The 24,497-nt window shown below is 64.4% G+C and carries 25 protein-coding genes and 1 pseudogene; 19 read left to right on the top strand and 7 right to left on the bottom strand.

The window, feature by feature from the left end; genetic code table 11:
* Window positions 1-75: 75 nt before the first annotated feature.
* Window positions 76-433, bottom strand: a pseudogene (locus Q1L50_RS17845) (IS3 family transposase); the annotation flags it as partial.
* A 186-nt stretch (window positions 434-619) separates the two neighbouring features.
* Here Q1L50_RS17845 and rimP point away from each other — a divergent pair.
* From rimP to truB, 5 genes are read left to right on the top strand one after another with little or no spacing between them, the layout of a single operon-like run.
* A complete protein-coding gene (rimP, locus tag Q1L50_RS17840; RefSeq protein ID WP_300341400.1) occupies window positions 620-1,087 on the top strand; it encodes a ribosome maturation factor RimP in 468 nt (155 codons plus the stop codon).
* 14 nt (window positions 1,088-1,101) lie between these two features.
* Complete coding sequence (gene nusA / locus Q1L50_RS17835) at window positions 1,102-2,574, top strand: transcription termination factor NusA (protein ID WP_300341398.1); 1,473 nt, start codon at window positions 1,102-1,104, stop codon at window positions 2,572-2,574.
* Window positions 2,575-2,593: 19 nt separating this feature from the next.
* Complete coding sequence (infB, locus tag Q1L50_RS17830; RefSeq protein ID WP_300341396.1) at window positions 2,594-5,452, top strand: translation initiation factor IF-2; 2,859 nt, start codon at window positions 2,594-2,596, stop codon at window positions 5,450-5,452.
* Window positions 5,453-5,839 (top strand): 30S ribosome-binding factor RbfA, encoded by a 387-nt coding sequence (gene rbfA / locus Q1L50_RS17825; protein WP_300341394.1) that lies wholly within the window; start codon window positions 5,453-5,455, stop codon window positions 5,837-5,839. It begins immediately after the preceding gene.
* Window positions 5,836-6,735, top strand: coding sequence for a tRNA pseudouridine(55) synthase TruB (gene truB / locus Q1L50_RS17820; protein ID WP_300341392.1), 900 nt, complete (start codon window positions 5,836-5,838; stop codon window positions 6,733-6,735). The genes rbfA and truB overlap by 4 nt, the downstream gene beginning before the upstream one ends.
* A gap of 98 nt (window positions 6,736-6,833) precedes the next feature.
* Here the strand turns inward: truB and Q1L50_RS17815 are convergent, their stop codons facing one another.
* From Q1L50_RS17815 to Q1L50_RS17800, 4 genes are all read right to left on the bottom strand, one after another.
* Entirely contained in the window at window positions 6,834-7,958 is a 1,125-nt protein-coding gene (locus Q1L50_RS17815) for a PEP-CTERM sorting domain-containing protein (protein ID WP_300341390.1), read from the bottom strand.
* A 154-nt stretch (window positions 7,959-8,112) separates the two neighbouring features.
* A complete protein-coding gene (locus Q1L50_RS17810; RefSeq protein ID WP_300341388.1) occupies window positions 8,113-8,832 on the bottom strand; it encodes an ATP-binding cassette domain-containing protein in 720 nt (239 codons plus the stop codon).
* Complete coding sequence (locus tag Q1L50_RS17805; protein ID WP_300341411.1) at window positions 8,829-9,521, bottom strand: ABC transporter permease; 693 nt, start codon at window positions 9,519-9,521, stop codon at window positions 8,829-8,831. Before Q1L50_RS17805 ends, Q1L50_RS17810 begins: the two co-directional genes overlap by 4 nt.
* Before the next feature lie 11 nt (window positions 9,522-9,532).
* A complete protein-coding gene (locus Q1L50_RS17800; RefSeq protein WP_300341387.1) occupies window positions 9,533-10,366 on the bottom strand; it encodes a substrate-binding domain-containing protein in 834 nt (277 codons plus the stop codon).
* 168 nt (window positions 10,367-10,534) lie between these two features.
* Here Q1L50_RS17800 and Q1L50_RS17795 point away from each other — a divergent pair, with 168 nt between their 5' ends.
* The 3 genes from Q1L50_RS17795 to Q1L50_RS17785 all read left to right on the top strand — a co-directional run bounded on the left by Q1L50_RS17795 (window position 10,535) and on the right by Q1L50_RS17785 (window position 12,314).
* Complete coding sequence (locus Q1L50_RS17795) at window positions 10,535-11,740, top strand: HDOD domain-containing protein (protein ID WP_300341385.1); 1,206 nt, start codon at window positions 10,535-10,537, stop codon at window positions 11,738-11,740.
* A gap of 88 nt (window positions 11,741-11,828) precedes the next feature.
* Window positions 11,829-12,050 (top strand): PAS domain S-box protein, encoded by a 222-nt coding sequence (locus Q1L50_RS17790; RefSeq protein WP_300341383.1) that lies wholly within the window; start codon window positions 11,829-11,831, stop codon window positions 12,048-12,050.
* A 36-nt stretch (window positions 12,051-12,086) separates the two neighbouring features.
* A complete protein-coding gene (locus tag Q1L50_RS17785) occupies window positions 12,087-12,314 on the top strand; it encodes an EAL domain-containing protein (protein ID WP_300341381.1) in 228 nt (75 codons plus the stop codon).
* A 199-nt stretch (window positions 12,315-12,513) separates the two neighbouring features.
* On the opposite strand, the gene Q1L50_RS17780 is transcribed toward Q1L50_RS17785, so the two are convergent.
* Window positions 12,514-13,293: a PEP-CTERM sorting domain-containing protein gene (locus tag Q1L50_RS17780; protein ID WP_300341380.1), complete on the bottom strand. Its 780-nt coding sequence runs from the start codon at window positions 13,291-13,293 to the stop codon at window positions 12,514-12,516.
* Between the two features lie 617 nt (window positions 13,294-13,910).
* Between Q1L50_RS17780 and Q1L50_RS17775 the strand changes: the two genes are divergently transcribed.
* The 11 genes from Q1L50_RS17775 to Q1L50_RS17725 all read left to right on the top strand — a co-directional run bounded on the left by Q1L50_RS17775 (window position 13,911) and on the right by Q1L50_RS17725 (window position 23,707).
* The gene (locus Q1L50_RS17775) at window positions 13,911-14,666 is read left to right on the top strand and encodes a PEP-CTERM sorting domain-containing protein (RefSeq protein WP_300341378.1); all 756 of its coding nucleotides are present in this window, start codon (window positions 13,911-13,913) and stop codon (window positions 14,664-14,666) included.
* Between the two features lie 225 nt (window positions 14,667-14,891).
* Window positions 14,892-15,929, top strand: coding sequence for a quinone-dependent dihydroorotate dehydrogenase (locus tag Q1L50_RS17770; RefSeq protein ID WP_300341376.1), 1,038 nt, complete (start codon window positions 14,892-14,894; stop codon window positions 15,927-15,929).
* A 118-nt stretch (window positions 15,930-16,047) separates the two neighbouring features.
* Window positions 16,048-16,632, top strand: coding sequence for an electron transport complex subunit RsxA (gene rsxA / locus Q1L50_RS17765; RefSeq protein ID WP_300341374.1), 585 nt, complete (start codon window positions 16,048-16,050; stop codon window positions 16,630-16,632).
* Between the two features lie 13 nt (window positions 16,633-16,645).
* Window positions 16,646-17,188 carry an electron transport complex subunit RsxB gene (gene rsxB, locus Q1L50_RS17760; RefSeq protein ID WP_300341372.1) on the top strand — a complete coding sequence of 181 codons (543 nt, stop codon included), beginning with the start codon at window positions 16,646-16,648 and terminating at the stop codon, window positions 17,186-17,188.
* Between the two features lie 10 nt (window positions 17,189-17,198).
* Window positions 17,199-19,058 carry an electron transport complex subunit RsxC gene (gene rsxC, locus Q1L50_RS17755; RefSeq protein WP_300341370.1) on the top strand — a complete coding sequence of 620 codons (1,860 nt, stop codon included), beginning with the start codon at window positions 17,199-17,201 and terminating at the stop codon, window positions 19,056-19,058.
* The gene (locus Q1L50_RS17750) at window positions 19,058-20,080 is read left to right on the top strand and encodes an RnfABCDGE type electron transport complex subunit D (RefSeq protein WP_300341368.1); all 1,023 of its coding nucleotides are present in this window, start codon (window positions 19,058-19,060) and stop codon (window positions 20,078-20,080) included. Before rsxC ends, Q1L50_RS17750 begins: the two co-directional genes overlap by 1 nt.
* Window positions 20,077-20,748: an electron transport complex subunit RsxG gene (gene rsxG, locus Q1L50_RS17745; RefSeq protein WP_300341366.1), complete on the top strand. Its 672-nt coding sequence runs from the start codon at window positions 20,077-20,079 to the stop codon at window positions 20,746-20,748. Before Q1L50_RS17750 ends, rsxG begins: the two co-directional genes overlap by 4 nt.
* Window positions 20,748-21,455, top strand: a complete 708-nt coding sequence (locus Q1L50_RS17740) for an electron transport complex subunit E (protein ID WP_300341409.1) — start codon at window positions 20,748-20,750, stop codon at window positions 21,453-21,455. The genes rsxG and Q1L50_RS17740 overlap by 1 nt, the downstream gene beginning before the upstream one ends.
* A gap of 32 nt (window positions 21,456-21,487) precedes the next feature.
* Window positions 21,488-22,141, top strand: coding sequence for an endonuclease III (gene nth, locus Q1L50_RS17735; RefSeq protein WP_300341364.1), 654 nt, complete (start codon window positions 21,488-21,490; stop codon window positions 22,139-22,141).
* Window positions 22,138-23,298 (top strand): FIST C-terminal domain-containing protein, encoded by a 1,161-nt coding sequence (locus tag Q1L50_RS17730; RefSeq protein WP_300341363.1) that lies wholly within the window; start codon window positions 22,138-22,140, stop codon window positions 23,296-23,298. The genes nth and Q1L50_RS17730 overlap by 4 nt, the downstream gene beginning before the upstream one ends.
* Complete coding sequence (locus Q1L50_RS17725) at window positions 23,279-23,707, top strand: DUF1841 family protein (protein WP_300341361.1); 429 nt, start codon at window positions 23,279-23,281, stop codon at window positions 23,705-23,707. The genes Q1L50_RS17730 and Q1L50_RS17725 overlap by 20 nt, the downstream gene beginning before the upstream one ends.
* 163 nt (window positions 23,708-23,870) lie before the next feature.
* Here Q1L50_RS17725 and Q1L50_RS17720 read toward each other — a convergent pair whose 3' ends face one another.
* Window positions 23,871-23,972: a PEP-CTERM sorting domain-containing protein gene (locus Q1L50_RS17720; RefSeq protein WP_300341407.1), complete on the bottom strand. Its 102-nt coding sequence runs from the start codon at window positions 23,970-23,972 to the stop codon at window positions 23,871-23,873.
* Between the last annotated feature and the right edge of the window lie 525 nt (window positions 23,973-24,497).

The following is a 24,497-nucleotide window of genomic DNA, read 5'->3' as shown; positions in this document are numbered from 1 at the left end:
GAGCCGACTGTGGAGAAGATCGTTGGCATCGACCACCGGCGGCCGGCGCTGCGCGTAGACCGTGGCGCGGCATCACCCTGCCAGCGCGCATTGCTGCACCACGGCGACGGCCTCGCCGGGGTCGATCCACGCCTGCCGTATCACGGCAGGCTGATCCCAGACTTTTTTTGAGCCAGTCCAGTTCCATCTTCAACTTGCCGATCTCGCTGTACAACAGATCCGGCTCCCGGTGCGCCGCCGCCGGCCTGGGGCCGCGCTTGCCTTCGAACAGCGTCTTGGCATTCTCCTGGATGGCCTTCTTCCATTGCACAACCTGCACAGGATGCACGCCGTGCCCGATCTCGTTGATCGTCTTTACCCCGCGTACCGCCTCCAGACCAACCTTGGCCTTGAACTCCGGCGTATGTACCTTCCGGGTAGTTGCTTCACTCATCGCTTCTCGCTCCCTATGACGGAGCACAGCTTAAACTACTGTCTGATTTCCAGGGACCACTATGGTCCGGATCGCAGGCTGATTTACGCCGGCTGATAGTTTGGTTATAATCCACCGGTTTTCCGGTCGCCCCGCAGGGGCAATTTTTTCGGGGATGGGCGTTTCGCCCATTTTTTATTTGCAGCCATGGATATCCACGAAGTTCTTGAAAAGACGGTGACTGGCCTCGGCTACGAGTTGGTCGACGTCGAACGCAGCCCGCGTGGCCGGGTGCTGCGGGTGTTCATCGACAAGCCGGAAAAGCCGGGCGGCGTTGATGCCGAGGACTGCGCTCTGGTCAGCAATCAGCTGTCGCGCGTATTAGCGGTCGAGAACATCGACTACGACTGTCTCGAGGTGTCGTCGCCAGGGATTGACCGGGTGCTGAGGAAGGAGTCTGATTTCCAGCGTTTCGCGGGTTCGGAGATCACCCTCAGGCTGCGCCTGGCACTGAACGGTCGACGGAACTTCAGCGGTGTCCTGCAGGGTGTGTACGAAGGCAAGGTGCGCTTGCAGATCGATTCGGCCGAGTTCGCGTTCGACCTGGCCAATGTTGACAAGGCACGCCTGGTTCCCGATTTCGGCCGCACAAAATCGAGTGACAGGCTGGTTTAGGAGGTAATGAGCAAATGAGCCGCGAAATCTTGCTGCTGGTAGATGTTCTGGCACGTGAAAAGAACGTGACCAGGGACATCGTCTTCGGCGCGCTGGAACTGGCGCTGGCGTCGGCTACCAAGAAGCGTGTCCACGATGACGCCAACGTGCGGGTGGTGGTCGATCGCGAAACCGGTGATTTCGAGACCTTCCGCAGATGGGAGGTCGTCGCGGATGAGGACTTCCTCGACGAGGAGCAAACGATCCCCTTGTCGGAAGCCCTGGAGCAGGACCCCGAGGTCGAGGTCGGCGATTTTCTCGAAGAGGCCCTGGAACCCGTTGATTTCGGTCGCATCGGCGCGCAGGCGGCTAAGCAGGTGATCCTGCAGAAAATCCGCGACGCCGAGCGCGAACAGATTCTCAATGACTTTCTCGGCCGCAAGGAACACCTGGTTACCGGCACCATCAAGCGCATGGAGCGCGGCAACGCGATCATCGAAACCGGCAAGATCGAGGCCCTGCTGCCCCGCGACCAGATGATTCCGCGTGAAAATCTGCGCGTTGGTGACCGTGTCAAGGCCTATCTGCTGCGCATCGACCGGGCCGCCCGCGGTCCGCAACTGATTCTTTCGCGGACTGCGCCAGAGTTCATCGTCAAGCTCTTCGCCCTGGAAGTCCCGGAGGTCGACGACGGCTTGCTGGAGATCAAGGCCGCTGCGCGCGACCCCGGCATGCGTGCCAAGATAGCGGTCAAGTCCAACGACCAGCGGATCGATCCGATTGGCACCTGCGTCGGTATGCGCGGCATGCGCGTCACCGCGGTGACTAACGAACTGGCCGGCGAACGCGTCGACATCGTCCTCTGGTCGGCCGATCCGGCGCAGTTCGTCGTCGGCGCGCTGGCCCCGGCCGAAGTCAGCTCGATCATCGTCGACGAAGACAAGCATTGCATGGACGTGGTGGTCGACGAGCAGAACCTGGCCATCGCCATTGGCCGGGGCGGCCAGAATGTACGCCTGGCTTCGGAAATGACCGGCTGGACGATCAACCTGATGACCGAAGAAGAGTCCAAGACGCTGGTCGAGGCCGAGGCCGCGGCGATCCGCGTGCTGTTGATGGAGAAGCTCGATGTCGATGAGGAAGTGGCCAACATCCTGATCGAGGAGGGATTCTCGACGCTCGAGGAAGTGGCCTATGTGCCGGTCCACGAGATGCTCGAAATCGAGTCCTTCGACGAAGCGACCGTCCAGGAGCTGCGCGAGCGGGCGCGCAACGTTCTGCTCACCGAGGCGATCGTCACCGAAGAGAAGATCGAGGACGTCGCCGAGGATATGCTGAGCCTCGAAGGGATGGACAAGGCGCTGGCCGGCATGCTGGCCGGTAGTGGGATCAAGACGCGCGACGATCTGGCCGATCTGGCCGTCGACGAACTGACCGAGATGACCGGCATTGATTCCCAGCGGGCCAAACAACTGATCACCACGGCGCGTGCGCATTGGTTCGAGTAAGCGGGAAAAAGGAACTCATATGGCGCAAACAAGTGTTGCCCAATTTGCCACCCAGTTGAAGATGCCCACTGGTACTCTGCTGCAGCAGTTACAAAAGGCCGGGGTTGCCAAGGGTCTGGCCGACGATCTGCTGTCCGAGCAGGACAAGGCGAAGCTGCTCGATTATTTGCGGCGTTCGCACGGCAGCGGTGACGCCAAGACCAAGATCACCCTGACGCGCAAGGAAACCAGCGAAATCCGCTCGCAGGATTCGCATGGCAAGTCGCGTACGGTGCAGGTGGAGGTGCGCAAGAAGCGCGTGCTGGTCAAACGCGACCCGGTCGAAGCGCGGCCGGTCCAGGCCGAGCCGCTGCTGGAGGAACTGGCGGTCGAGCCGGCAGGCGAGGCCATAGTCGCCAAGCCGCTCGAAGTGCTCGTCGAAGCGGCAACAGCCCCCGTCGAAGGGCCCCCTGTAGCGCTGGTCGCAGCGCCGGTGGAAGCGCCAGCCGAGCCGGCTGTCGAAGCCCGAGCCGAGGCGTCCGCCGAGAAGCAAGTAGAGGCCGCCGTCGAGACCCCGCCCGAAACGCTCGCCGAGGCCAGACCCGAGACGCTGGTCGAGGCCAGACCCGAGCCGCTGGTCGAGGCCCGGCCGGGGGTCAAGAAGGTGGTGACCCGCGCATCGATCATCGGCGAGGAGCAGCAGAAGCTTCGCGCCGAGGAAGCGCGGCGTCACGCCGAACTGCGCGCGCTGCAGGAAGCCGAGTTCAAGAACAAGCAGCAGCGCGTGGCCGACCTGGCACGCCTGAAACAGGATGCCGAAGACAAGGCGGTCGCGGCCAAAGCGGCCGGGGTCGCCAAGCAGGTCGCCGCGCAGACCGCCAGCGAGCGGCCCGCCGAAGACAAGACCTTGCACAAGCCGGCTGGCAAGCCGGCGGCATCGGACAAGAAAACACCCGACAAGAAAGTTGTCGACAAGAAGGGGCAGTGGAAGAACGAGGGTGCCAACAAGCGTGCTGGCCTGAGAACGCGTGGCGCGACCGGTGGTGCCGGCTGGCGCGACAACAAGCACGCCAAGCGCGCGGGTCGGGGGGGCGGTGACGACGAGCAGCACTCTTTCCAGGCACCGATTGATCCGGTCATTCACCAGGTGCACGTGCCCGAAACGATTTCGGTCGCCGAACTGGCGCACAAAATGGCGGTCAAGGCCACCGAAGTGATCAAGGCGCTGATGAAGATGGGTTCGATGGTGACCATAAACCAGGTGCTCGATCAGGAAACGGCGATGATCATCGTCGAGGAAATGGGCCACCTGGCGTTTGCCGCCAAGCTCGACGACCCCGACGCCTTCCTCGAGGACACACCTTCCGACCACAAGGACGTGCCGCTGGAACCGCGCGCACCGGTGGTGACCGTGATGGGCCACGTCGACCACGGCAAGACCTCGCTGCTCGACTACATTCGCCGTACTCGCGTCGCCAGCGGCGAGGCGGGTGGGATCACCCAGCACATCGGCGCGTATCACGTCGAGACCGATCGGGGCATGGTGACCTTCCTCGATACGCCGGGCCACGAGGCGTTTACGGCGATGCGCGCACGCGGCGCCAAAGCCACCGACCTGGTCATCCTGGTGGTTGCCGCCGACGACGGCGTCATGCCGCAGACGCGGGAAGCGATTCACCACGCGAAGGCCGCCGGGGTGCCGCTGGTGGTGGCGGTGAACAAGATCGACAAGCCCGGCGCGCAGATCGACCGGGTCAAGCAGGAACTGGTTGCCGAGCAGGTGGTGCCGGAAGAATACGGCGGCGATTCGCCGTTCATTCCGGTCTCGGCGAAAACCGGAGTCGGCATCGACGAATTGCTCGAAAACGTCCTGCTCCAGGCCGACATGCTCGAACTGAAGGCGCCGCGCGAAGCGCCGGCCAAAGGTCTGATCATCGAGGCACGCCTGGACAAGGGACGTGGCCCGGTGGCGACCATGCTGGTTCTGTCGGGAACGCTTCGCCAGGGCGACGTGGTGCTGGCTGGTGAGGTCTTCGGTCGCGTTCGCGCGATGCTCGACGAGAACGGCAAGGTGATCAAGAAGGCCGGGCCGTCGATTCCGGTCGAAATCCTGGGCCTCTCGGACGTCCCCGCTGCCGGTCAGGAGGCTGTCGTTCTGGCCGACGAGCGCAAGGCGCGCGAGATCGCGCTGTTCCGTCAGGGCAAGTACCGCGACGTCAAGCTGGCGACCAAGCAGGCGGCCAATCTCGAGACGATCCTCGACCAGATGACCGAAACGGAAGCCAGGATTTTGCCGCTGATCATCAAGGCCGACGTCCAGGGGTCGCAAGAGGCCCTGGTGCAGTCGCTGCAGAAGCTGTCCACCGGCGAAGTCAAGGTCAACGTCATCCACGCCGCGGTGGGAGCGATCAGCGAGTCCGACGTGCACCTGGCGCACGCCTCGAAAGCGGTGATCATCGGCTTCAATGCCCGTGCCGACGCCGGCGCACGCAAGGCGGCAGAACACGCGGGGGTCGACATCCGCTACTACAACATCATTTATGACGCGGTCGATGAAGTGAAGGCCGCGCTGTCGGGGATGCTGGCGCCGGAGAAGCGGGAGGACATCACTGGCCTGGTCGAAATCAGGCAGGTCTTCCGGGCGACCAGGATTGGCACCATTGCCGGCTGCTATGTCCTCGAAGGGGTGATCAAACGCCACTCGCGGGTACGCCTGCTGCGCAATCATATTGTCGTCTGGGACGGCGAGCTGGATGGACTGAAGCGCTTCAAGGACGACGCCAAAGAGGTTCGCGCCGGTTTCGAATGCGGTCTCTCGCTGAAGAACTTTAGTGCGTACGACGAGGGCGACCAGCTTGAGGCCTACGACGTCACGGAAGTCGCCAGGAAGTTGCTGTAGGTGCCTGCGAACAAGGGATTTGCGCGTCGGGACCGGATCTGCGAGCAGATCCGTCGCGAACTGGCCGAGGTGATCCGCACCGAGCTCCGGGATCCGCGCGTCGGCATGATCAGCCTGACCGATGTTCTGATCAGCGCCGATTACGCGCATGCCAAGGTCTATTTCAGCAGTCTGGCCGGCAGCGAGAGCCTGGAAACGATCCAGCTCGGTCTGCAAAAAGCGTCCGGATTCCTGCGCAGCGAGCTTGGCAAGCGGATCAGCATTCACACCACGCCGCAACTGCATTTCATCTTCGACGAGTCGCTCGAGCGTGGGGCCCAGATGTCGAAGCTGATCAGGGAAGCATCGGCGATCTCCGATCAGACCGACCCGCCAGACGTCGCTTGAGTTGGAGCATCGGAAAGGCCTGGCGACGGGTCGATGGCGTCCTGCTCCTCGACAAGCCGACCGGCATGACTTCGAACTCGGCGCTGCAGGCGGCCCGTCGCCTTTTTTCGGCCGCCAAGGCGGGCCATACCGGTACTCTCGATCCGCTGGCCAGCGGCCTGTTGCCGCTGTGTTTCGGCGAGGCGACCAAGTTCGCCGTCGACCTGCTGGCCGCCGACAAGACCTACGAAGCCGAACTGCAGTTCGGCGCCCGAACCGCTACCGGCGATGTCGATGGCCTCGTCGTCGAGCGCTGCCCGGTCAACTTCCGGCTGGCCGATCTGGAAGCGGCTCTGCCGCGTTTCCGCGGCACCGTTCGCCAGATTCCGCCGATGTACTCGGCCTTGAAGCGGGACGGAAAGCCGCTCTACGAGCTGGCGCGTCAGGGGCTGGAAGTCGATCGCGAGGCGCGCGAGGTGACCATTCACGAACTGACCCTGCTCGATTTTTCGGCTGACCGCTGTCGTTTGCGGGTGACCTGCAGCAAGGGCACCTATATCCGCAGCCTGGCCGAGGACCTGGGAAAGGCCCTGGCGTCGCTGGCGCACCTGACGGCGCTCCGCCGCCTTGCCGCCGGACCGCTGGCGGTCAGCGATGCGGTGACCCTGGAGCATCTGGCAGCGCTTGCCGACGAAGACCGCCGGCGCTGGTTGCTGGCCCCCGATCGCCTGCTGCAGAGTCTGCCGCCGGTCTACCTGGACGAGGACGACGCGCTGCGTTTTGTCCACGGCAATCCGGTGAGGAGCGGCGGGCTGCCAGGGAAATGCCGCGTCTACGGCGGGCACCGCCTGCTCGGACTCGGTGAGCGCGACGAGCAGGGCAGTCTGCGGCCGCGCCGCATCGTCGCTTCGGCTTGAGCTGTCCTGTGGTCAGCCGCGATGGCCCGGTCGACAACATCTGGCCGAAAAAAAAGACCCCGCCATGGCGGGGTCTGCTGCCGATTCGAGCCGCCGATTCAGCCGGCGCGCTGGCGGCGGCCGAAGCCAAGTCCGGCCAGGGCAAGACCGAGCAGTGCCAGAGTCGTTGGCTCGGGTACACCGACGGGCACCGTGAAGCCCTGAACGACGATCACCTCATTGGCGCCGCCGAAGGTCGAGAAGAGGAAATCGCCGGTGACCGGATCGATCGCCGCGCCTTCAGCTCCAACCAGCCCAGTAATGAAGTCCCGTCGTGTGTTCAACAGGGGATTGCCATTCGCGTCCAGATCGTACGCCGCTACGTTCCCTGCGCTGTACTCGGAAACCAGGAGGCTATTGACCGTGAAGCCCGCATTGCCGGCGGCGATGTAGACAAATCCTTCGGGACCGCCCGGAAGATTGTCCATCGCACCTGTCGACAGGTCGAGATCGATCTGCGTCACCGAGTCGATGTTGAAGGTGCCGCTACCATCGGGACTATAGGTCGCGTTATACCATTCGCCACCCGCCCACGAAACCAGCTTCATGCTACCCGCTCCGCCAAAGCCGGCCGGGACAAAATTGATCGCGGCGTGCGAGTCGGCGACGCCGAGCGGCGCCAGGTCGATCACCTTGTCTTCGGCGGTACTTCCCGGCTTGGTCTGACCGAGTTTGTTCACCGGCCATTGCGAGGTGAACAGAACACCCCCTGGTCCATAGGTCACGCCGCCATCGTTGTACGTCCCGACGGTCCCGATGGCTGCTGGCGAACCGGTGAATCCGATGATGTGATTGCCGGCGTCGCGGGTGACGCCCAGCTCGTAGATCAAGCCCGCGTCCGTGTTTGCCGCGCCGCCGATGAGCAGCGTATTCGGGGAACCGGCTTTCAGCGTCAGGCCGCCATAGGGGGTCGGAAGCCCGGCGATCGAGCCGAGGCTGGCAGCGGTGTAACTCCCGGCGAAATCGACTCCCAAGGTCAGTGCCTGGGCGCTTCCGTGCACTCCCGCGAATAGGGCTGCGGCGCTCAGGCAATAGGTCAAACGTGTCTTCAAGAGATTATTCATGTCCTGTCTCCAATCAGTGCTGCTGTCGTCGGCCGCCGTGCGCCGAGAAAGAAATAGGCTGAGACTCGGTTTGCCGGTGCTTTTCGTGCAAAACCGACCTTCGGAGAGTGACGAGCACAAATCGTGCCTGAAGCTAGTCAGACGCCTGTGAAGCGCATGATATCAAGCGGTTGGTGTACTACTCGAGGTCTTTGACGGGGCGCATCAAAGACTGGCTGTAAATTTTTTCGACATCTTGGCGCGGTGGCAAGGCGCTTGTTCCGCCAGTCCTGCTTCATGTCACGTCCACCGGGCGTTTCAGGGCGGCATTCGGCTCCCGGTCAGCGGCGTCGGCCGGTGCCGCGATGGTCGGTCGGATCTGCCCGCCGGCAAGGTGCAGCGGCTGCATCTCGGGCAGAGCGATGACGTCGCGATCGTGGCAGGCAACCACCGTGGTGCTCTGCGGCGTGCAGAACGCGCGCAGCAGGGCAATCGTTTGCTGGCGCGATTCGGCGTCCAGATTGGCGGTCGGCTCGTCGAGCAGGAGCACCTTCGGCGCCAGCACCCAGGCGCGTGCCAGCGCGACGCGCTGGCGCTCGCCGCCCGATAGCTTCTGGGGTGGCGTCGCCAGCAGGTGTTCGAGTCGAGCCCAGGCGACCGCCGCTGCCACCATGCCCTCTCGCTGGCGCAGGTCGACCCTGCGGGCGCGCAGCCCATAGGCGATGTTGTCCGCGACGCTGGTGTGAAACAGGTAGGGATGCTGATGCACATAGATCACTTCGCGGCGCAGCCAGTCGGGATAGGGCTTCCAGTCGAAGCGCTGCCCCCGGTAGTGCCCGACACCGCTGTCCGGCGTTTCGATTCCGGCCACGATGCGCAACAGGGTCGACTTGCCGCTGCCGTTTTCGCCAGTCAGCACGTAGCTCTTGCCAGCGGTGAGCGTCAGCTGGTCGATCGACAGCAGGCGCCGTTCGCCGAATGACTTGGTCAACTCGGATACCGCCAACAGCGTCATCGCCGCGATTCCCCCTGAAAGAAGGCGAAGGCCGAGTTGATCCCCAGCGCGACGACCATCAGCACGATGCCCAGAGCAATTCCCTGCGCGAAGTCGCCCTTGCTCGTTTCGAGGGCGATCGCCGTCGGGATGTTACGGGTCACGCCGGCAATGTTGCCGCCGACCATCAGTGAGCAGCCGATCTCCGAGACGACTCGGCCGAAGGCGTTGCAGACCGCGGCCATCAGCGCGAAGCGAACTTCGACGAGCATCGTCCAGGCGACGCGCGGAGCCGCTGCGCCGAGCGCCACGGCGGTCTCGCGCGCGCGCGGGTCGGCGCCCTGGATCGCCGACAAGGAGAAGGCAATCAGTACCGGCAGGGCGATCAGCACCTGGCCAATGACCATCGCCGTCTGGCTGAACAACAGCTGCAGCTGGCCAAAGACACCCTGGCGCGAGAGCAGCAGGTAGAGGAGCAGGCCGACGACCACCGTCGGCGACGCCAGCAGCCCCTGAACGACCACCACCACGACCCGTCGCCCCGGAAAGCGCAGGGTGGCCAGCAGGTAGCCGGCGCCGACTCCCAGCGGCATGGCGATCAGCATCGCGCGCAGCGTTACCGAGAGCGATACGCCGACGATACCCCACAGGTCCGGGTCACCGGACAGCAGCAGCCGCAGCGCGGCGTGGGTGGCGTCGACCAGGGTCAAAGGCGGCACTGCTACTTGTTGTTGTCGGGAGTGACAAAGAACAATGGTTCTCCATTGGGGCGGAAGGCGCTGATCGCCGACCGCCCGGCAGCGCTGGTCAACCAATCGATCAGCGCCATGGCGTCGGTGAAATGGATCTCCGGATATTTCCCGGGGCTGACCGCGATGATGCCGTAAGGATTGAACATGCGCGGATCACCCTGCACCAGAATGTCCAGACCGGTCCTCGCCTGGTAGGTCACATAGGTGGCACGATCGGCCAGCGTGTAGGCTTGCATCTCGCCGGCCATGGTCAGCACCTCGCCCATGCCCTGGCCGGCAGCGACGTGCCACGGTGCTCCGGTGACGGCCATCCCGAGCTGCCGCCAGTAGCCTTTTTCCATCCGCTCGGTTCCGGAATCGTCGCCGCGCGAGACAAAGCGCGCCTGGGTGGCGGCGATTTTGCGCATCGCCTGCAGGACGTCCCTGCCGCCGCGCACGCCGGCCGGGTCGCTCTTCGGCCCGACCAGGACGAAGTCGTTATACATCACGTCGCGTCGCTCGACGCCGTGGCCGGCGGCGACGAAGGTATCCTCGGCGCGGCGGTCGTGGACCAGCACGGCGTCGACGTCGCCGTTCTCGGCCAGTTTGAGCGCCTTTCCGGTACCAACCGAGACGACGTGCACCTTGACCCCCCGCGCTTGCTCGAACTGCGGCACGATGGCGCGCAGCAATCCGGAGTTGTCGGTGCTGGTGGTTGTCGCCAGGCGCAGTTCGCGCGCCTCGATCGCTGACGAAAAGACCAGCATCAGCAGTAGCGCCGGGGTCGCTGCCAGCCGCAGCACGCTCAAGAAAACGTGTGGCATGCCGTGATCCTTGTTCAAAGTGATGATTCAGGGTTCGAGTTCAAGGTCCGCGGTAGTAACATGGACGTTTGGCTGCGACCGGCTCATGCCAGCTTCGGAAGGCGTGGATTCAAGACTTCACGAGTCTAGCAGTGCAGGACTTCGACCCTCACGACAAGAACAACGACCATGCCGGATTCCTACTCTTTCTTTCGCCCACTGCTTGCTGCTGACAAGCATTGGGCGGCGCTTGACTGGTGTTACGCAGGCCCGGATCCGACCGATGCCAGCCATCTTGCTCGCTGCTTTGTCGATGCTGGCGCGGCTCCCCTCGCCAGGCTGATGCCGCTGGTGATGAGGATTGACCCAAGGTGGCTGAGCGACAGCGAGTTTATCGAGAAATTCGAGGCCAACCAAGCCATCTTTGTCCTCCCGGCTGCGGCTCTGGACGACGGTCAGGCGATCGAACTGTGCGCCGGCCTGCGCCGGAAGGGGCGCCATCTGGCCTTGCAGCTTGACCATGCGGAACGTATCAAGGCGATCCCACGCGCCGCTTTTGATCATCTGCAAGTCGATGCGACGCTTGCCCGTTACGAACTGTCGCTCCTCGATTGGCGCGATCTCGAGCGCAACGCGTTGCGCAAGATCGCCACCGGCGTCGGGTCGTTGGACGCCTTCGAGTGGCTGGCGGCCAGGCACTTCGACTTCAGTGACAGCAGCTTCGTGACGATCATTGACCCGACCTCCGGCGGCGAGCCGGACCTGGCACGGCTGAAGGTCCTCCGGCTGTTGAGCCTGGTCATTCAGGACGCCGACACCCGCGAGATCGAAGAGGTCTTCCGCCAGGAACCACGGCTTTCGTATAACCTGTTGCGTCTGGTCAATTCGGTCGCCGTCGGCGCCAAGACCCGGATCAGCAGCTTCAATCAGGCCATCGCGCTGCTCGGTCGTCGACAGTTGCAGCGCTGGCTGCAGTTGCTGATCTACGCCGACCAGCTGGCCCATGGCAACAAGCCCAATCCATTGCTGCAACTGGCAGCGGCACGGGGACGTCAGATGGAATTGCTGGCCGCCACCCTTGACTCGGGCAGCGACGCTCGGGAAATCGGTGACGCCGCGTTCATGACCGGCATCTTTTCCTTGCTCGACATCCTGCTCAAGGTGCCGATGCGCGAAATCCTCAGCGACCTGCCTCTGCCGTCGGACGTTGCTGCCGCACTGGCGCTGCGCCAGGGTCCGCTGGGCACCCTGCTGGCCGCCGTACAGGCTGGAGAAACCAGGGATTTCGCGCAGGCGAAGGCGCTGCTGTCCAGCCTCGAGATCAGCCCGGCCGGCCATGCCACGGCGCAGATAGGCGCCTTCTACTGGGCTGCCAGAATCAGTTCGGAACGGTAGCGCAGGTAGCCGATGGTCGCAGTGCAAGCGATTCCCGACGCTCCTGGCGATGCATTGCCGGCAGCAGCCGAACCTCGCGGCATTGGTGGTGAGCGCCGAGCGGACGTGCTGGCAGGCGCTGCTCCTCGATCAGGTCCCTGACGCGCTGATCAACATTGGCCTCGGTGGCTGCATCACTGGCTGGAATCCGGAGGCCAAACGCGTGTTCGGTTATGCGGCGACTGAGTCTCTCGGCCGGGATATCCGTCTGCTGCATGTCGATCCCAACGACGATCGATTCCTCGGCTGTCCCGAAAGCGGTGGCCTGTAGTCGACCGCAAGGCGAAAGAAGGCGTCGGGAGAAAGCTTGTGGGCCAGCGTGTGGCGGACTCGTCGCTGCGACTCGGCGATTGCCAGGACGATCTTCAGCATCGCCAGGACCGTCGGCCTGTCGGTGATTGCCAAAGGCGTCGAGATCGCCGCGCAAAGGGGCTTCCTTCGCGAAGCCGGATGCGAGGAGATTCAGGGCTACTACTTCAGCCGACCGCTGCCAGCCGATCAGTTTTCCGAGTTGCTGTTGCGCACCAACTCGTGAGGTCTGGGCAGGTGCGCTTCGGAATGGCGCTGCAAGTCATGCGCAGGGCGTGAGAATGCGGTGTCGGGCGGGGGATGTTGGCCGGCGTCTGGCGTGTGGCTTCGGCACGTACCCCGAAAGGTGGGTGCGGGTGGGTCGAATGCCCCGCCGGAAGAAAAAGGGCAGGCGAAAGCCTGCCCTCTGCCTTACCCTTCAGTTCTCAAATCTTGCGCTTGCGGGAAACGCCAAAACCTGCCAGCGCCAGGCCAAGCAAGGCCAGGGTTGCGGGCTCGGGTACCGTCGGACCGCAGCCCGGCGTGCCCGGGACGCAAACCTGCTCTACGGTGCCGATAGTGAAGTCATCGAAGGCAAACACGTCACCTTGGCCCGTGGTGGTATTGAAAGTGACGCTGGTAAACTCTTCACCGACATTCTCGGCTATCAGTCCGTAAAACAGCACGGAGCCATCGGTCGAGCCGCTGCTGCCGACAGTATTAGGCACGGTCAGGCTGCCGCCATTGATGCCAAGGGTCAGCTGCCCGCCAAAATCGCCAATGTCGATGCCGTAGAAACCAAGGGCGGCGATCGATTGCGAAAAGGTGATGGTGAAGTTGCCGCCGCCTCCCGCAGATACTTCCCAATACTTTGAAGAACTGGCGGAAGGAATGCTGTAGCGACCAGCTCCGTTAGTCGTGCCAGGAGCAACCGCTTGGACCGAACCGCTTCCGCCCGACAGCGTCGCGGTTCCGGCACCGGGGAAAGTGAGGATCAGCGGAGCGCTGGCTCCTGTGGTCTGAGTCTCAAAGGTTTCCGTGCCGACACCCGTCAGGAACGACAGAAAGCTGGCCTGTGCCGAATTCGAGTTGGGGGTGCTGGCCAGTGGTACCGAGGCGCTGCCGTTCGCGTCTTCGCCAAAGAAAGTCTGATAGGCATGGGCGCTGAACGAGGTGGCCGCGAGGCTGGCAACGGCCAAGGCACTGAGTAGGGGCTTGCGGAACATTTCTGATCTCCTTGGTGGAAAGTGGTCTTGACGAGCTTGCAAAATACGCTGAGCCAGAATCGTGCCAGATCATAGGCAAGCAATAAAATCAACATCCTGTGAGATTTTGTCGGTGGTGCTGCTTGAGTGGTGTAAAAAAATCCGACAGCATCTCAGCGTCGATTCCCGCCGGGCGTGCTGCCAAATTGCGGCCAATCGCCGGTTTTCAGCGACCCGATCTGCTTGCCAGCCCAACTGTGGAGGCGCCGTTGCCAGGGCGCGGCGCCTTCACCGTCTCGGTCAGGAACCCGCATCAGGCGCCTCGACTCATCTTGGCAGGCGAGTCGAACGGGGGGCGCGACGGCGTCAATCCGCAGGTGCTGGGCCACGCGCCGCGAGGGGCGGGGCAGGGCGGCGCGCCCGGGAAAGGGGCAAACAGTCGGAAGGCGCGGTGTCGATATTCTTTACATATCGCCGCCTAGCCTACCCTTGCCATGCGCATAACGTATTGCTAAATAAAGAATTTAAAATCCTGGTACGCTTGTTGCTTGTTGTTGGCTGCAGCAGTAATTTTCCGCTTCATGCCTGCGCCGGCACAGACTCCGGTTCTTCACTTCCAGACTATTCAGGAGAACACCATGTTGAACAAATCGATCATGACCGCGATCGCAGCGGTTGGCCTCGGCGCAGCGTCGTTCAGCGCACACGCCTACACCACCTTCTCGGGTATTGACGCAGACGGATCAGGAAGTACGCGGGCTTCCTTCACCAACTCCGAAGCAGCCCAGGCAAGCTTCCTGTCTTTCCTGCAGGGTGTGGGCACCGAGACTTTCGAAGGCATCCCCGCTGGCACGACGCCGCCGATCGGCCTGGTTTTCCCCGGTGCCGGTGCCGCCACGCTGACCGGTAGCGCCGAGGTTGTATTCCAGGGCGCCGGCACCAATGGCGTTGGTCGCTATCCGCACTCTGGCGTCCATTTTGTCGAGACCAGCTCGACCTCTTTCGGCGTGACCTTTGGCTCCAACGTCGGGGCCTTCGGGTTCTTCGGAATGGACATCGGCGAGTTCGGCGGGGATCTCTGGATCCGGGTCCACAAAGCGGGTGGTGGCTCGGAAGATATCGACGTACCAAACGTACCGGCAATACCCTTCCAGGACGGGTCGGCTCTCTACTTCGGTTTGATCGCGACCAGCGTGGCCGAGGAGTTTACCTCCATCGACTTCTTCGATACCAACCCAGGCGGCGGCGACTTTTTCGCTTTCGACGACATGACGGTCGGCTCGCTGCAGCAGGTTTGCCAGACGGGCTGCAACGTCCCCGAGCCGGGCAGCCTGGCGCTCGGCGGTCTGGCACTGCTCGGCCTCGGTGCCGCTCGCCGTCGCAAGAACGTCTAAACGCACGCTTTCGCGACGAGAAACGGCGACCCGCGGGTCGCCGTTTCTCGTTGGCGCGGCGCATGCGAAGGCGCCGGATCGATTGGTGCTAGAGTGACCATGGCTGGTGGAGTTATGTCGCATCGCGTAGTGGCAGTGTCGCCGGGCGGGATGCCCGCGTCGCGGAGGGAGCCGAATCGACCCCCTCGTCAAGCGCCACATGCTGCAATGCGGTAAAATCATCCGATGATCTATCCGCTACTTCGCAAGTTCTTCTTCGCCCTCGACGCCGAGACCGCACACGGCATCGGGATGGCTGGCGTCGACTTCGTCAATGCCGCTGGCGTGTCCTGCCTGCTGGCGCGTTCGGTACCGCCGCAGCCGGTGCAGGTGATGGGGCTCGATTTTCCCAATGCGGTCGGTCTGGCAGCCGGACTGGACAAGAATGGTGAGCACATCGATGCCCTGGCGGCGTTGGGTTTCGGTTTCATCGAGGTCGGAACGGTCACGCCGCGGCCGCAGCCCGGCAATCCGCGGCCACGTCTGTTCCGCATCCCGGAAAGGCAGGCGATCGTCAACCGCATGGGTTTCAACAATGACGGCGTCGAAAGGCTGCTGGCCAACGTTGCAGCCGCCAAATTCGTCCGCTGGGGCGGCGTCCTGGGGATCAATATCGGCAAGAATTTCGATACGCCGATCAACGAGGCGGCAAGCGACTACCTGTTCTGCCTCGAACGCGTCTACGCGGCGGCAAGTTACGTGGCGGTCAATATCTCCAGCCCGAACACGAAGAACCTGCGCGACCTGCAACAGGACGACGCGCTCGACGCGCTGCTCGGCGGCCTGAAGGACGCACAGGCGCGGCTTGCCGACCAACACGGCAAGTACGTGCCGCTGGCGCTGAAAATCGCCCCGGACCTCGAAGATCGGCAGATCCAGGCGATTGCCGACCTGCTCCGCCAGCACCGCATGGACGGAGTCATCGCCACCAACACCACGCTCTCGCGGGCCGGGGTCGAGGGGCTGCGAGGTGCTGAGCAGGCGGGTGGGCTGTCCGGTGCTCCTTTGCTGGCGCTGTCCACCGCGGTGGTCGGCAAGCTGGCCACTGCGCTGGCCGGCGAAGTGCCGATCATTGGTGTCGGCGGCGTCATGAACGGTGCCGATGCAGCCGCCAAGATCGTTGCCGGCGCCAGCCTGGTGCAGTTCTACTCGGGTTTCATCTACCGTGGTCCGGAACTCGTCGCCGAGGCGGCGGCGGCGATCGCCGCACTGCGCGCACCCTGATCCGGAAGTCCTTGCTGCCGAAACCGGAAGGTGTTACTGACAACGTGGTTGAACGCACGCATTTGACACGAGATAATCGCGGCGCCCCGGACCGGGCTGCCTACCGCTTACGCAAATCATGACCCACTACCTGTTCATCATCGTCGGGGCGGTGCTCGTCAATAACGTCGTCCTGGTGAAGATCCTGGGCCTGTGCCCGTTCATGGGCGTCTCCAGGAAACTGGAGACGGCCTTCGGGATGGGGGCGGCGACCACTTTCGTGCTCACCGTCGCCACCGGTGCCAGCTACATCATCGACCATTATCTGTTGATGCCGTTCGGCCTCGAATACCTGCGGACGCTGTCGTTCATCGTCACCATCGCCGCCATCGTTCAGTTGACCGAGATGGTGATCCAGAAAACCAGCCCTGTGCTGCACCAGGTGCTGGGCATTTACCTGCCGTTGATCACTACCAATTGCGCGGTTCTCGGCGTGCCGCTGCTGAACATCGCCAACCAGCACGACTTCGTCGAGTCGCTGCTCTTTGGCGCCGGCAGTGCTGTCGGCTTTTCGCTGGTGCTGGTGCTCTTTGCCGGGATCCGCGAACGCGTCGAGGGCGCCGATGTGCCCGTTCATTTTCGGGGAACGGCCATCGCGATGATCACCGCGGGCTTGATGAGCCTGGCCTTCATGGGTTTCGCCGGGCTGGACCGCTACCAGTGACTGTCGCCAGCTGATGATCATTACTATCGCGATCATGGCTCTGGGCGCCGTTGTCCTGGGCGCGGCGCTCGGTTATGCCTCGATCAAGTTCAAGGTCGAGGGCGATCCGCTGGTCGAGAAGATTGAAGCGATCCTGCCGCAGACGCAGTGCGGGCAGTGCGGCTACCCTGGCTGCAAACCGTACGCGACGGCGATTTCGGCCGGCGAAGCGGACATCAACCTGTGCCCGCCGGGCGGAATGGATGGCGTGCGCAAGCTGGCCGACCTGCTCGGCCGCGAAGTCAAGCCGCTGGAAGCCGAGGAGAAGCCGAAACAGGTGGCGATCATCGACGAACAGACCTGCATCGGCTGCACTCTTTGCATCCAGGCGTGTCCGGTCGACGCCATCATCGGTGCCGCCAAACAGATGCACACCGTCATCGACTCGCTATGCACCGGTTGCGAGCTGTGCGTCCAGCCGTGTCCGGTCGAGTGCATCGTGATGCAGCCGATCGCCGAGAATCTCGACAACTGGAAGTGGAAGTACCCGGTGATCGAAATCAAGCGTGCCGCCTGAGGCGACCGGAATGCTCCAGCGATTGTTCCGCTTCAGAGGTGGAGTCAAACCGCCGACCCACAAGGCGCCTTCGGTGCAGCAGCCGATTGCGCAGGCGCCGCTGCCGGCGCGGCTGTACGTGCCCTTGCACCAGAACATCGGCGGAGTGCCGAACCCGCTGGTCGAAGCCGGCGAGCAGGTCCTGAAAGGGCAGTTGATCGGCGGCGCGGACGGATGGATGTCGGCAGCCGTGCATGCGCCTACTTCGGGAACCGTGCTGGCCGTCGGGGAACACCTTGCCGCGCATCCATCGGGCCTGACGACGCTGACGGTGACCATAGAGCCCGACGGGCGCGACGAGTGGATTGTCCGCACCCCCTTCGACTACCGCGCCCTGGCGCCCGAGCGGGTGCGCGAATTGCTGCGCGACGCCGGCGTCGTCGGCCTCGGTGGCGCCGTCTTTCCGAGTCACGCCAAGCTCACCGCCGCCCGGTCGGTTCCGGTGGACGAACTGGTGATCAACGGCGCCGAGTGCGAGCCGTACATGAGCTGCGACGACCTGCTGATGCGTGAGCGTGGCGAAGAGATCGTCCGCGGGATCGCCATCTTCCGCGAGCTGCTGGCGGCTCGGCGGGTACTGATCGGCATCGAGGACAACAAGCCGGAAGCCGTCGCCGCGATGCGGCGGGCGGTGCAGCAGGTCGGCGAGGATTACCAGGTCGTCGCCGTTCCGACACGCTATCCGGCAGGCGGCGCCAAACAGCTGATCCGCGTGTTGACCGGCAAGGAAGTGCCGGCCAGCAAGCGCTCGACCGACCTTGGCGTGCAGTGTTTCAACGTCGCCACGGTGTACACCGCCTACCGTGCACTGGCCTTCGGTGAGCCGGTGATCGCGCGCGTCGTGACCCTGACCGGCAATCTCGAAGAGCCGCGCAACTGGGAGGTGCGGATCGGCACGCCGCTGCGCGACCTGGTCGCCCTTGGTCGACCGAAAGCCGACACCAGCCGCTACCTGATGGGTGGGCCGATGATGGGCTTCGAGCTTCCCGGTCTCGACGCGCCGGTGGTCAAGGCGACCAACTGCGTCATCGCCGGGTCGCCGACGATGTTCCCGCCGAGCCCGCCCGAGATGCCGTGCATTCGCTGCGGCGCCTGCGCCGAGGTCTGCCCGCACGAGCTGCAACCCTTCGAGTTGTACTGGTTCGCGCGCGCGCGAAACTTCGGCAAGACCCAGGAGTACCACATCTTCGACTGTATCGAGTGCGGCTGCTGCAGCTACGTCTGCCCCTCACACATTCCGCTGGTGCAGTATTTTCGTTTCGCCAAGAGCGAAATCTGGTCGCGCGAGCGCGAGAAGAACGCCGCCGACGCGGCCAAGGCACGCTTCGAGTTGCGCAATGCGCGCGAAGAGCGCGAGCAGGCCGAGAAAGCCGGGCGGCTGGCGCGCGCGGCGGCGGCCAGGGCCGCCGAGAAGAAGGCGCCGCCGGTCATCGCTCCTGCCGCTCCCGCCGCCGCCCCAGCGACCAGCCTTGCCGCAAGCTCGGCCACCAGAGCAGTCGTGGTGACTGCCGAGCAGTCGGTGCCGGTGGCGCCCGCAGCGGGCAGCGACGCGGTCGTCACCTCGGAAGCGCAACCGGCGGCGCCCGCGCTCGATGCCGACGAGGTCAAGAAGGCGACCATCGTCGCGGCGATGGAACGTGCTCGCGCGCAGCGCACGGCCGTGCAGCCGCGAAACACCGAGCAACTGACCGCCGAGCAGAAGCGACAGCTTGCCGCGGTCGATGCGCGAAGGGCGGCCCTGCGGGCAGAACAGGACGCGACGACCGCAGATCGGCCCGGCCCCGAGAGAACACTGAAAACGCCGGGGACGGCGAGGCGTACGGCTGACTGATGGACTTCACCACCCCCCCTTACCTGCTTGTAGAGCGCAGCAGCGTGCGCCGCGTCATGCTGCAGGTGCTGCTGGCGCTGCTGCCAGGCGTCGCTGCCTACGTCTGGCTGATCGGCCCGGGGATCGTCGTGCAACTGGCTATCGCCACGGTCGCCGCACTGGCCGGCGAAGCGCTGATGCTCGCCCTGCGGCGCAAGCCGCTGGCACTGTTCCTAAGCGATGGCAGTGCCATCGTCACCGCCTGGTTGATCGCCCTGAGTTTCCCGCCGCTGGCGCCATGGTGGCTGATCGTCGTCGGCACCCTGCTGGCCATCGTCGTCGCCAAGCATCTGTACGGCGGCCTCGGCCAGAACCCCTTCAATCCGGCGATGGTCGCCTTCGCCGCGTGCATCATCTCCTTTCCGGCCTTGATGTCGCAGTGGCCGATGCCTGGTCTGAAGCTGAGCTTGCTCGAGCAGTTCCAGATCATTGCCGGTGTGCTGCCGCGGATCGACGCGATGAGCGGTGCGACGCCGCTCGACGCACTCAAGACCGCACTCAAGCTGGGCGAGGGCAAGGTCGAGGTGCCGACGCTGCTGGCGACACAGGACGTTTTCGGTTATTTCGCCGGTCGTGACTGGGAGTGGGTCGCCGGTGGCTACCTGCTGGGCGGCCTGTGGTTGTGGCAGCGCAGGCTGATCACCTGGCATGCGCCGCTCGGTTTCATCGCCGGCCTGGCTCTGCTGGCTGGTGCGCTGTGGGCGTGGAATCCGCAGCAGTTCGCCGATCCGCTGTTCCATCTGTTTTCCGGCGGAGCCATGCTCGGTGCTTTCTTCATCGTCACCGACCCGGTTTCCGGCTGCACGACGCCGAAGGGCAAACTGATTTTCGGCTTGCTGGCCGGTCTGATCGCCTACACCATCCGGGTCTTCGGCGGCTTTCCGGACGGCGTTGCCTTCGCCGTCCTGCTGATGAATCTCGGCGTGCCGCTGATCGACATGTACTCGCAGCCGCCGATTTTCGGCCTCAAGAACGAGCCATGACGCCACCCGTCAAGACCATCAGCGCGCCACAGATGGCGGTCCGTACGGCGATCGTCCTGTTCGTCTTCGTGGTCGCGTTTACCAGCCTTCTGGCTGCCGCTCACCTGTGGACGCAGCAGGCGATCGAGGCAGCGGCGGCGGCCGAAAAGATGAAACTGATCGGCGAGGTGCTGCCCGGGGCCGTGTTCGATAACGACCTGCTCAACGACAGCCGGCAGTTGGCGCCGAGCGCCGCGCTGGGGCTTGACGAGCCGTCGACCGCCTATCTGGCGCGCCAGGCTGGCGTCGCCAGCGCGCTGGTTTTCGAAGCCGTCGCCCCGGACGGCTATTCCGGCAAGATCCGGCTGTTGATTGCGGTCGCCGCCGACGGTATCCTGCTCGGGGTCCGCGTCACCCAGCACAAGGAGACGCCCGGACTCGGCGACTACATCGACCCGCGCAAGGACAAGAACAAGGAGCGCCCGTGGATCAGGCAGTTCGACGGGCTGTCGCTGGCCAGCGTGGCCGATAGCGAATGGCGGGTCAGGAAGGACCAGGGGCGCTTCGACGCGGTCGCCGGCGCGACGGTTACCCCGCGCGCGGTGATCAAGGCGGTGCACCGGGCGTTGCAGTACGTCGCCGAGAACCGCCAGCAACTCTTTTCATCCGATCCGCGAGGGAGCCAGTGATCAACCGCGACGAATTCCGCCAGATCATGGACAACGGGGTCTGGCACCAGAACTCCAGCCTGATCCAAATCCTCGGCCTGTGTCCGCTGCTGGCGGTGACCACCACGCTGGTCAATGGCGTGATGCTCTCGCTGGCGACGATCATCGTCATGGCGGTGGCCAACGTCGCGGTCTCCGCGCTGCGCAATCTGATTCCGCACGAGATTCGCATCCCGGTCTTCATCCTGATCGTCGCCGCGCTGGTGACCGTCGTCGATCTAGTGTTCAATGCCTACTTCCACGAGCTGTATCTGGTGCTCGGGATTTTCATTCCGCTGATCGTCACCAACTGTATCGTCCTGGCGCGTGTCGAAGCCTTCGCCAACAAGAATCGACCCTTGCAGTCGCTGCTCGACGGCGTTTTCATGGGCGTCGGGATGCTGTGGACGCTGGCCCTGCTCGGCGGCTTGCGCGAACTGATCGGCGCCGGCACGCTCTTTTCGGGTGTCGACATGGTCTTTCCGGCGCTGCAGGGACTGAAATTGCTGCCCGCGGACTATCCCGGCCTCCTGCTTGCGATGCTGCCGCCCGGCGCCTTCATCCTGCTTGGCTGCCTGATCGCCTGGAAGAACTGGGTTGAAGCGCGCGCCGCTGCGCGCCGCCCCGATTCCCGAGCGGATTCGCCGTCCGATCGGGCCTCGCCGGCGGCACTGGCCGACGGTGTCTGAGTGTTACCGGAATCGTCGGAGAATTGACCCGAATGAACCGCAGCCAGTGTCATGAACTCTTCGCACGGCTGCGCTCGGCCAATCCGCAACCGACCACCGAGCTCGAGTACGCCAGCAACTTTCAGTTGCTGATTGCGGTCATCCTGTCCGCACAGGCGACCGACAAGAGCGTCAACCTGGCGACCAGGAAGCTCTTCGCCGACGCTCCGACGCCGCAGGCGATGCTGGCGCTGGGCGAGGAGCGTCTGAGCGATTACATCAACCGGATCGGCCTGTACCGCAACAAGGCCCGGAACGTCATCGCCACCTGCCGGCAACTGCTGGAACTTCACGGCGGCGATGTGCCGCGTTCGCGCTCGGCGCTCGAAGCCTTGCCCGGGGTCGGCCGCAAGACCGCCAATGTGGTCCTCAACACGGCCTTCGGCGAAGCGACGATCGCTGTCGACACGCATATCTTCCGGGTCGCCAGGCGCACCGGGCTGGCGGTCGGCACAACGCCGCTGGCCGTCGAACGCGAGCTGCTCGAACTGGTTCCCGGGGAATTCCGGCAATCCGCGCATCACTGGCTGATCCTGCACGGGCGTTACGTGTGCACCGCACGCAAGCCGGAGTGCTGGCGCTGCAGCATCGCCGACCTTTGTGCCTACCCGGAAAAGACCGTGGCCTTCGGGCTGATGCCCGGATGAGCATCGGCAGCGCGCTGGCCGCGGGCAACGAGCCGCTGCCGCGGCTGGCCAAGGAGGCGCTGGCGCAGGCGCTGGAAAAGTCCGGCGCCAGCCACGCCACGAGCGTGCTGCTTTTCTTGACGTCGGATTTTTCCCGGCACGCGCAGCGGACCGTCACCGCGGTGGCACGAGCGGCGCGGTGCACCGAGGTCGCCGGAGGTATCGCAGCCGGCGTGTTCACCGACCACGGCTGGATACTCGACCGCCCGGCAGCAGCGGTGATGGTCTTTGCCGGCGGCCTGTCGCTGGATCATCGGCAGCCTGCCGCTCCGGCCGGCCAGGGGGGCGCGGAGGGTGACGACGATCACGCTGGCGACGAGAGCGAGCAGGGCAGCGAACCCCTCTTGAGCTACGCGGGCAGCAGCTTTCCCTGCGCCTGGCGGGACTTGGCGCCGCGGCGTTTCGGCGGCAGCTTTGCTGGCAGTCTTGGCCGCCGCGACCCTGTTGCCTGGCAGCACAGTCGTCTGGCTTGGGAATGCAGCCTGCGGCTGCGCGCGGCGCATGTCGATCTCGGCGTTTCCTGCGGCTGGCGACTGCTCGGTCGTCCGTTCCCGGTCGACAGCTGCCGGGACCACGAGCTGTTCAGCCTGGGCGGCAAGAGTGCGCTCGACAGCCTGACCGGCACGCTGCCGGCAGCTTGCCGCGACCCGCTGCAACTCCCTTTGGCTTCGCTGCGCGCGGTGGTGACCGACGGCCGGGGCGAGGGGGCTGACGAAAGCTGGCACACGATCGCGATCATTGCGGCCAATGTCGACAAGTCGCTGACCCTGGCCGAGCGGACCACGCCGGGGCAAGGCCTGGCCTGGGCGATGCGCGTGCCGCAGTCGGCCGAAGACGACATGCGCCAGTCCCTTTCCCGCCTGGCTGGCGTTGCCGCTGACCCGGTCGCCGCGCTAGTCTTCTCGTGCATCGGCCGTGGCGCTTGTTTCCACAGCGGCCAGGACCGTGAACTCGACTGTCTGCGCGAGCGCTTGCCCGGTCTGCCGTTGATCGGAAGCTACGGCACCGGACAGACCGCGCCACGGGCGGCGGGTGGCAATCGCCTGCTGCATAACGCCGTCGTCACCGCCTTGATCAGCATGACCACCCGGAGAGCCGATGTTCAATCCCAGCCGTGAGCAGGTCCGCCAGTTCTTCTGCGAGGCTTGGCGCAAGCATCGAGAGCGCTCGATTCTCGAAGGTGCCGAGGTCGTCGCCGCCGATCTGATCGTCGAACACCCCGAATACCACGCGCTGCTGGAGAACCCGGCGCTGGCGCTGGAGCAGGAGTTCACGCCCGAGAGCGGCCAGATGAATCCCTTTCTCCACCTTTCGCTGCACCTCGCCGTCGCCGAACAGATCAGCATCGACCAGCCGTTCGGGATTCTTTCCGCCTACCAGGCGCTGCGCGCGCGTCTCGATGTCCATGCCGCCGAACATGCAATCATCGAGTGTCTGGGCGAGACGATCTGGCGCGCCCAGCGCGATGGCGGGGCGATCGATGGGGCGGCCTACCTCGACTGTGTTCGGCGCGCAGCCGGTAGGTGAAATACGGCTCTGCCGTTGTTGGCGCGTTCGCGGGGAAGGCGAGCGGGCGAGCATCCGACCGGCGCCGCGGCCGCGGACAGGCACGCGCCGACGTCGTGTCGCCGCGAAAAAGAAGACCGGCCCTCGCGGGGCCGGCTATATGGGTGTCGTCGTGTGGCTTTGCTCAGGCCGTCCTGCACCTGCGCAGGGCGCCCAGGCCGGCCAGACCAATGCCCAGTAGAGCAAGCGACGCCGGTTCAGGGACATTGTTGCCGGCCAAACCCACGACGCCGACGGTAATGCCATGCCAGTTTTCAGAGGTATCGGTGAAGGAAATAGACGAGTATGAACCCGGCAGACGGATCACCCCGTGAACTTCGCCGCTGCCGAAGAAACCGGTGCCGCTGCCGTTCAGGACTGGCGTTCCGCTACCCCAGTATCCCGGGCCGAAACTCAGGATCTCGATGGGCACGCCGAAGTCGACCGTGTTGCCATTCCAGCTGACCAGCGCAATCAGGGGATCGACGACCGCTTGCGAGAAGGTGATGGTCTTGAGCCCGCCGGCATCGAGGGCGATGATGTCGGCGGCCGGAGGCGCGTTGTCGACCAGTGCGGACCCGGTATAGGCGGCGGGGCTTCCCTCGACCCAGTAATTGGTGCCGCCGCTGGTTTGCGCGAAGCTGTAGGCGCCGCTGTAGGTGACGCCGACGGTGGTCGAGCCGACGACCAGCGAGCCCAGAACGCCAGGGCTGGTAGCAGACAACGTGGTCCAGTCGGTCCAGGATACCGGTGCGGCAAGGGCCAAAGATGT

The organism is Accumulibacter sp., from assembly GCF_029255145.1.
Classification (GTDB): Bacteria; Pseudomonadota; Gammaproteobacteria; order Burkholderiales; family Rhodocyclaceae; genus Accumulibacter.
This window is presented reverse-complemented; position numbering and strand designations above follow the sequence as displayed.

What these genes read in the sequence shown, in the direction of transcription:
- rsxG (WP_300341366.1), top strand. Translation starts at nt 20,077, where the DNA reads ATGACGCCACCCGTCAAGACCATCAGCGCGCCACAGATGGCGGTCCGT.
- rsxB (WP_300341372.1), top strand. Translation starts at nt 16,646, where the DNA reads ATGATCATTACTATCGCGATCATGGCTCTGGGCGCCGTTGTCCTGGGC.
- rsxC (WP_300341370.1), top strand. Translation starts at nt 17,199, where the DNA reads ATGCTCCAGCGATTGTTCCGCTTCAGAGGTGGAGTCAAACCGCCGACC.
- Q1L50_RS17770 (WP_300341376.1), top strand. Translation starts at nt 14,892, where the DNA reads ATGATCTATCCGCTACTTCGCAAGTTCTTCTTCGCCCTCGACGCCGAG.
- Q1L50_RS17775 (WP_300341378.1), top strand. Translation starts at nt 13,911, where the DNA reads ATGTTGAACAAATCGATCATGACCGCGATCGCAGCGGTTGGCCTCGGC.
- Q1L50_RS17800 (WP_300341387.1), bottom strand. Translation starts at nt 10,366, where the DNA reads ATGCCACACGTTTTCTTGAGCGTGCTGCGGCTGGCAGCGACCCCGGCG.
- nth (WP_300341364.1), top strand. Translation starts at nt 21,488, where the DNA reads ATGAACCGCAGCCAGTGTCATGAACTCTTCGCACGGCTGCGCTCGGCC.
- rimP (WP_300341400.1), top strand. Translation starts at nt 620, where the DNA reads ATGGATATCCACGAAGTTCTTGAAAAGACGGTGACTGGCCTCGGCTAC.
- Q1L50_RS17795 (WP_300341385.1), top strand. Translation starts at nt 10,535, where the DNA reads ATGCCGGATTCCTACTCTTTCTTTCGCCCACTGCTTGCTGCTGACAAG.
- Q1L50_RS17750 (WP_300341368.1), top strand. Translation starts at nt 19,058, where the DNA reads ATGGACTTCACCACCCCCCCTTACCTGCTTGTAGAGCGCAGCAGCGTG.
- Q1L50_RS17780 (WP_300341380.1), bottom strand. Translation starts at nt 13,293, where the DNA reads ATGTTCCGCAAGCCCCTACTCAGTGCCTTGGCCGTTGCCAGCCTCGCG.
- nusA (WP_300341398.1), top strand. Translation starts at nt 1,102, where the DNA reads ATGAGCCGCGAAATCTTGCTGCTGGTAGATGTTCTGGCACGTGAAAAG.
- rsxA (WP_300341374.1), top strand. Translation starts at nt 16,048, where the DNA reads ATGACCCACTACCTGTTCATCATCGTCGGGGCGGTGCTCGTCAATAAC.
- Q1L50_RS17730 (WP_300341363.1), top strand. Translation starts at nt 22,138, where the DNA reads ATGAGCATCGGCAGCGCGCTGGCCGCGGGCAACGAGCCGCTGCCGCGG.
- Q1L50_RS17725 (WP_300341361.1), top strand. Translation starts at nt 23,279, where the DNA reads ATGTTCAATCCCAGCCGTGAGCAGGTCCGCCAGTTCTTCTGCGAGGCT.
- infB (WP_300341396.1), top strand. Translation starts at nt 2,594, where the DNA reads ATGGCGCAAACAAGTGTTGCCCAATTTGCCACCCAGTTGAAGATGCCC.
- Q1L50_RS17810 (WP_300341388.1), bottom strand. Translation starts at nt 8,832, where the DNA reads ATGACGCTGTTGGCGGTATCCGAGTTGACCAAGTCATTCGGCGAACGG.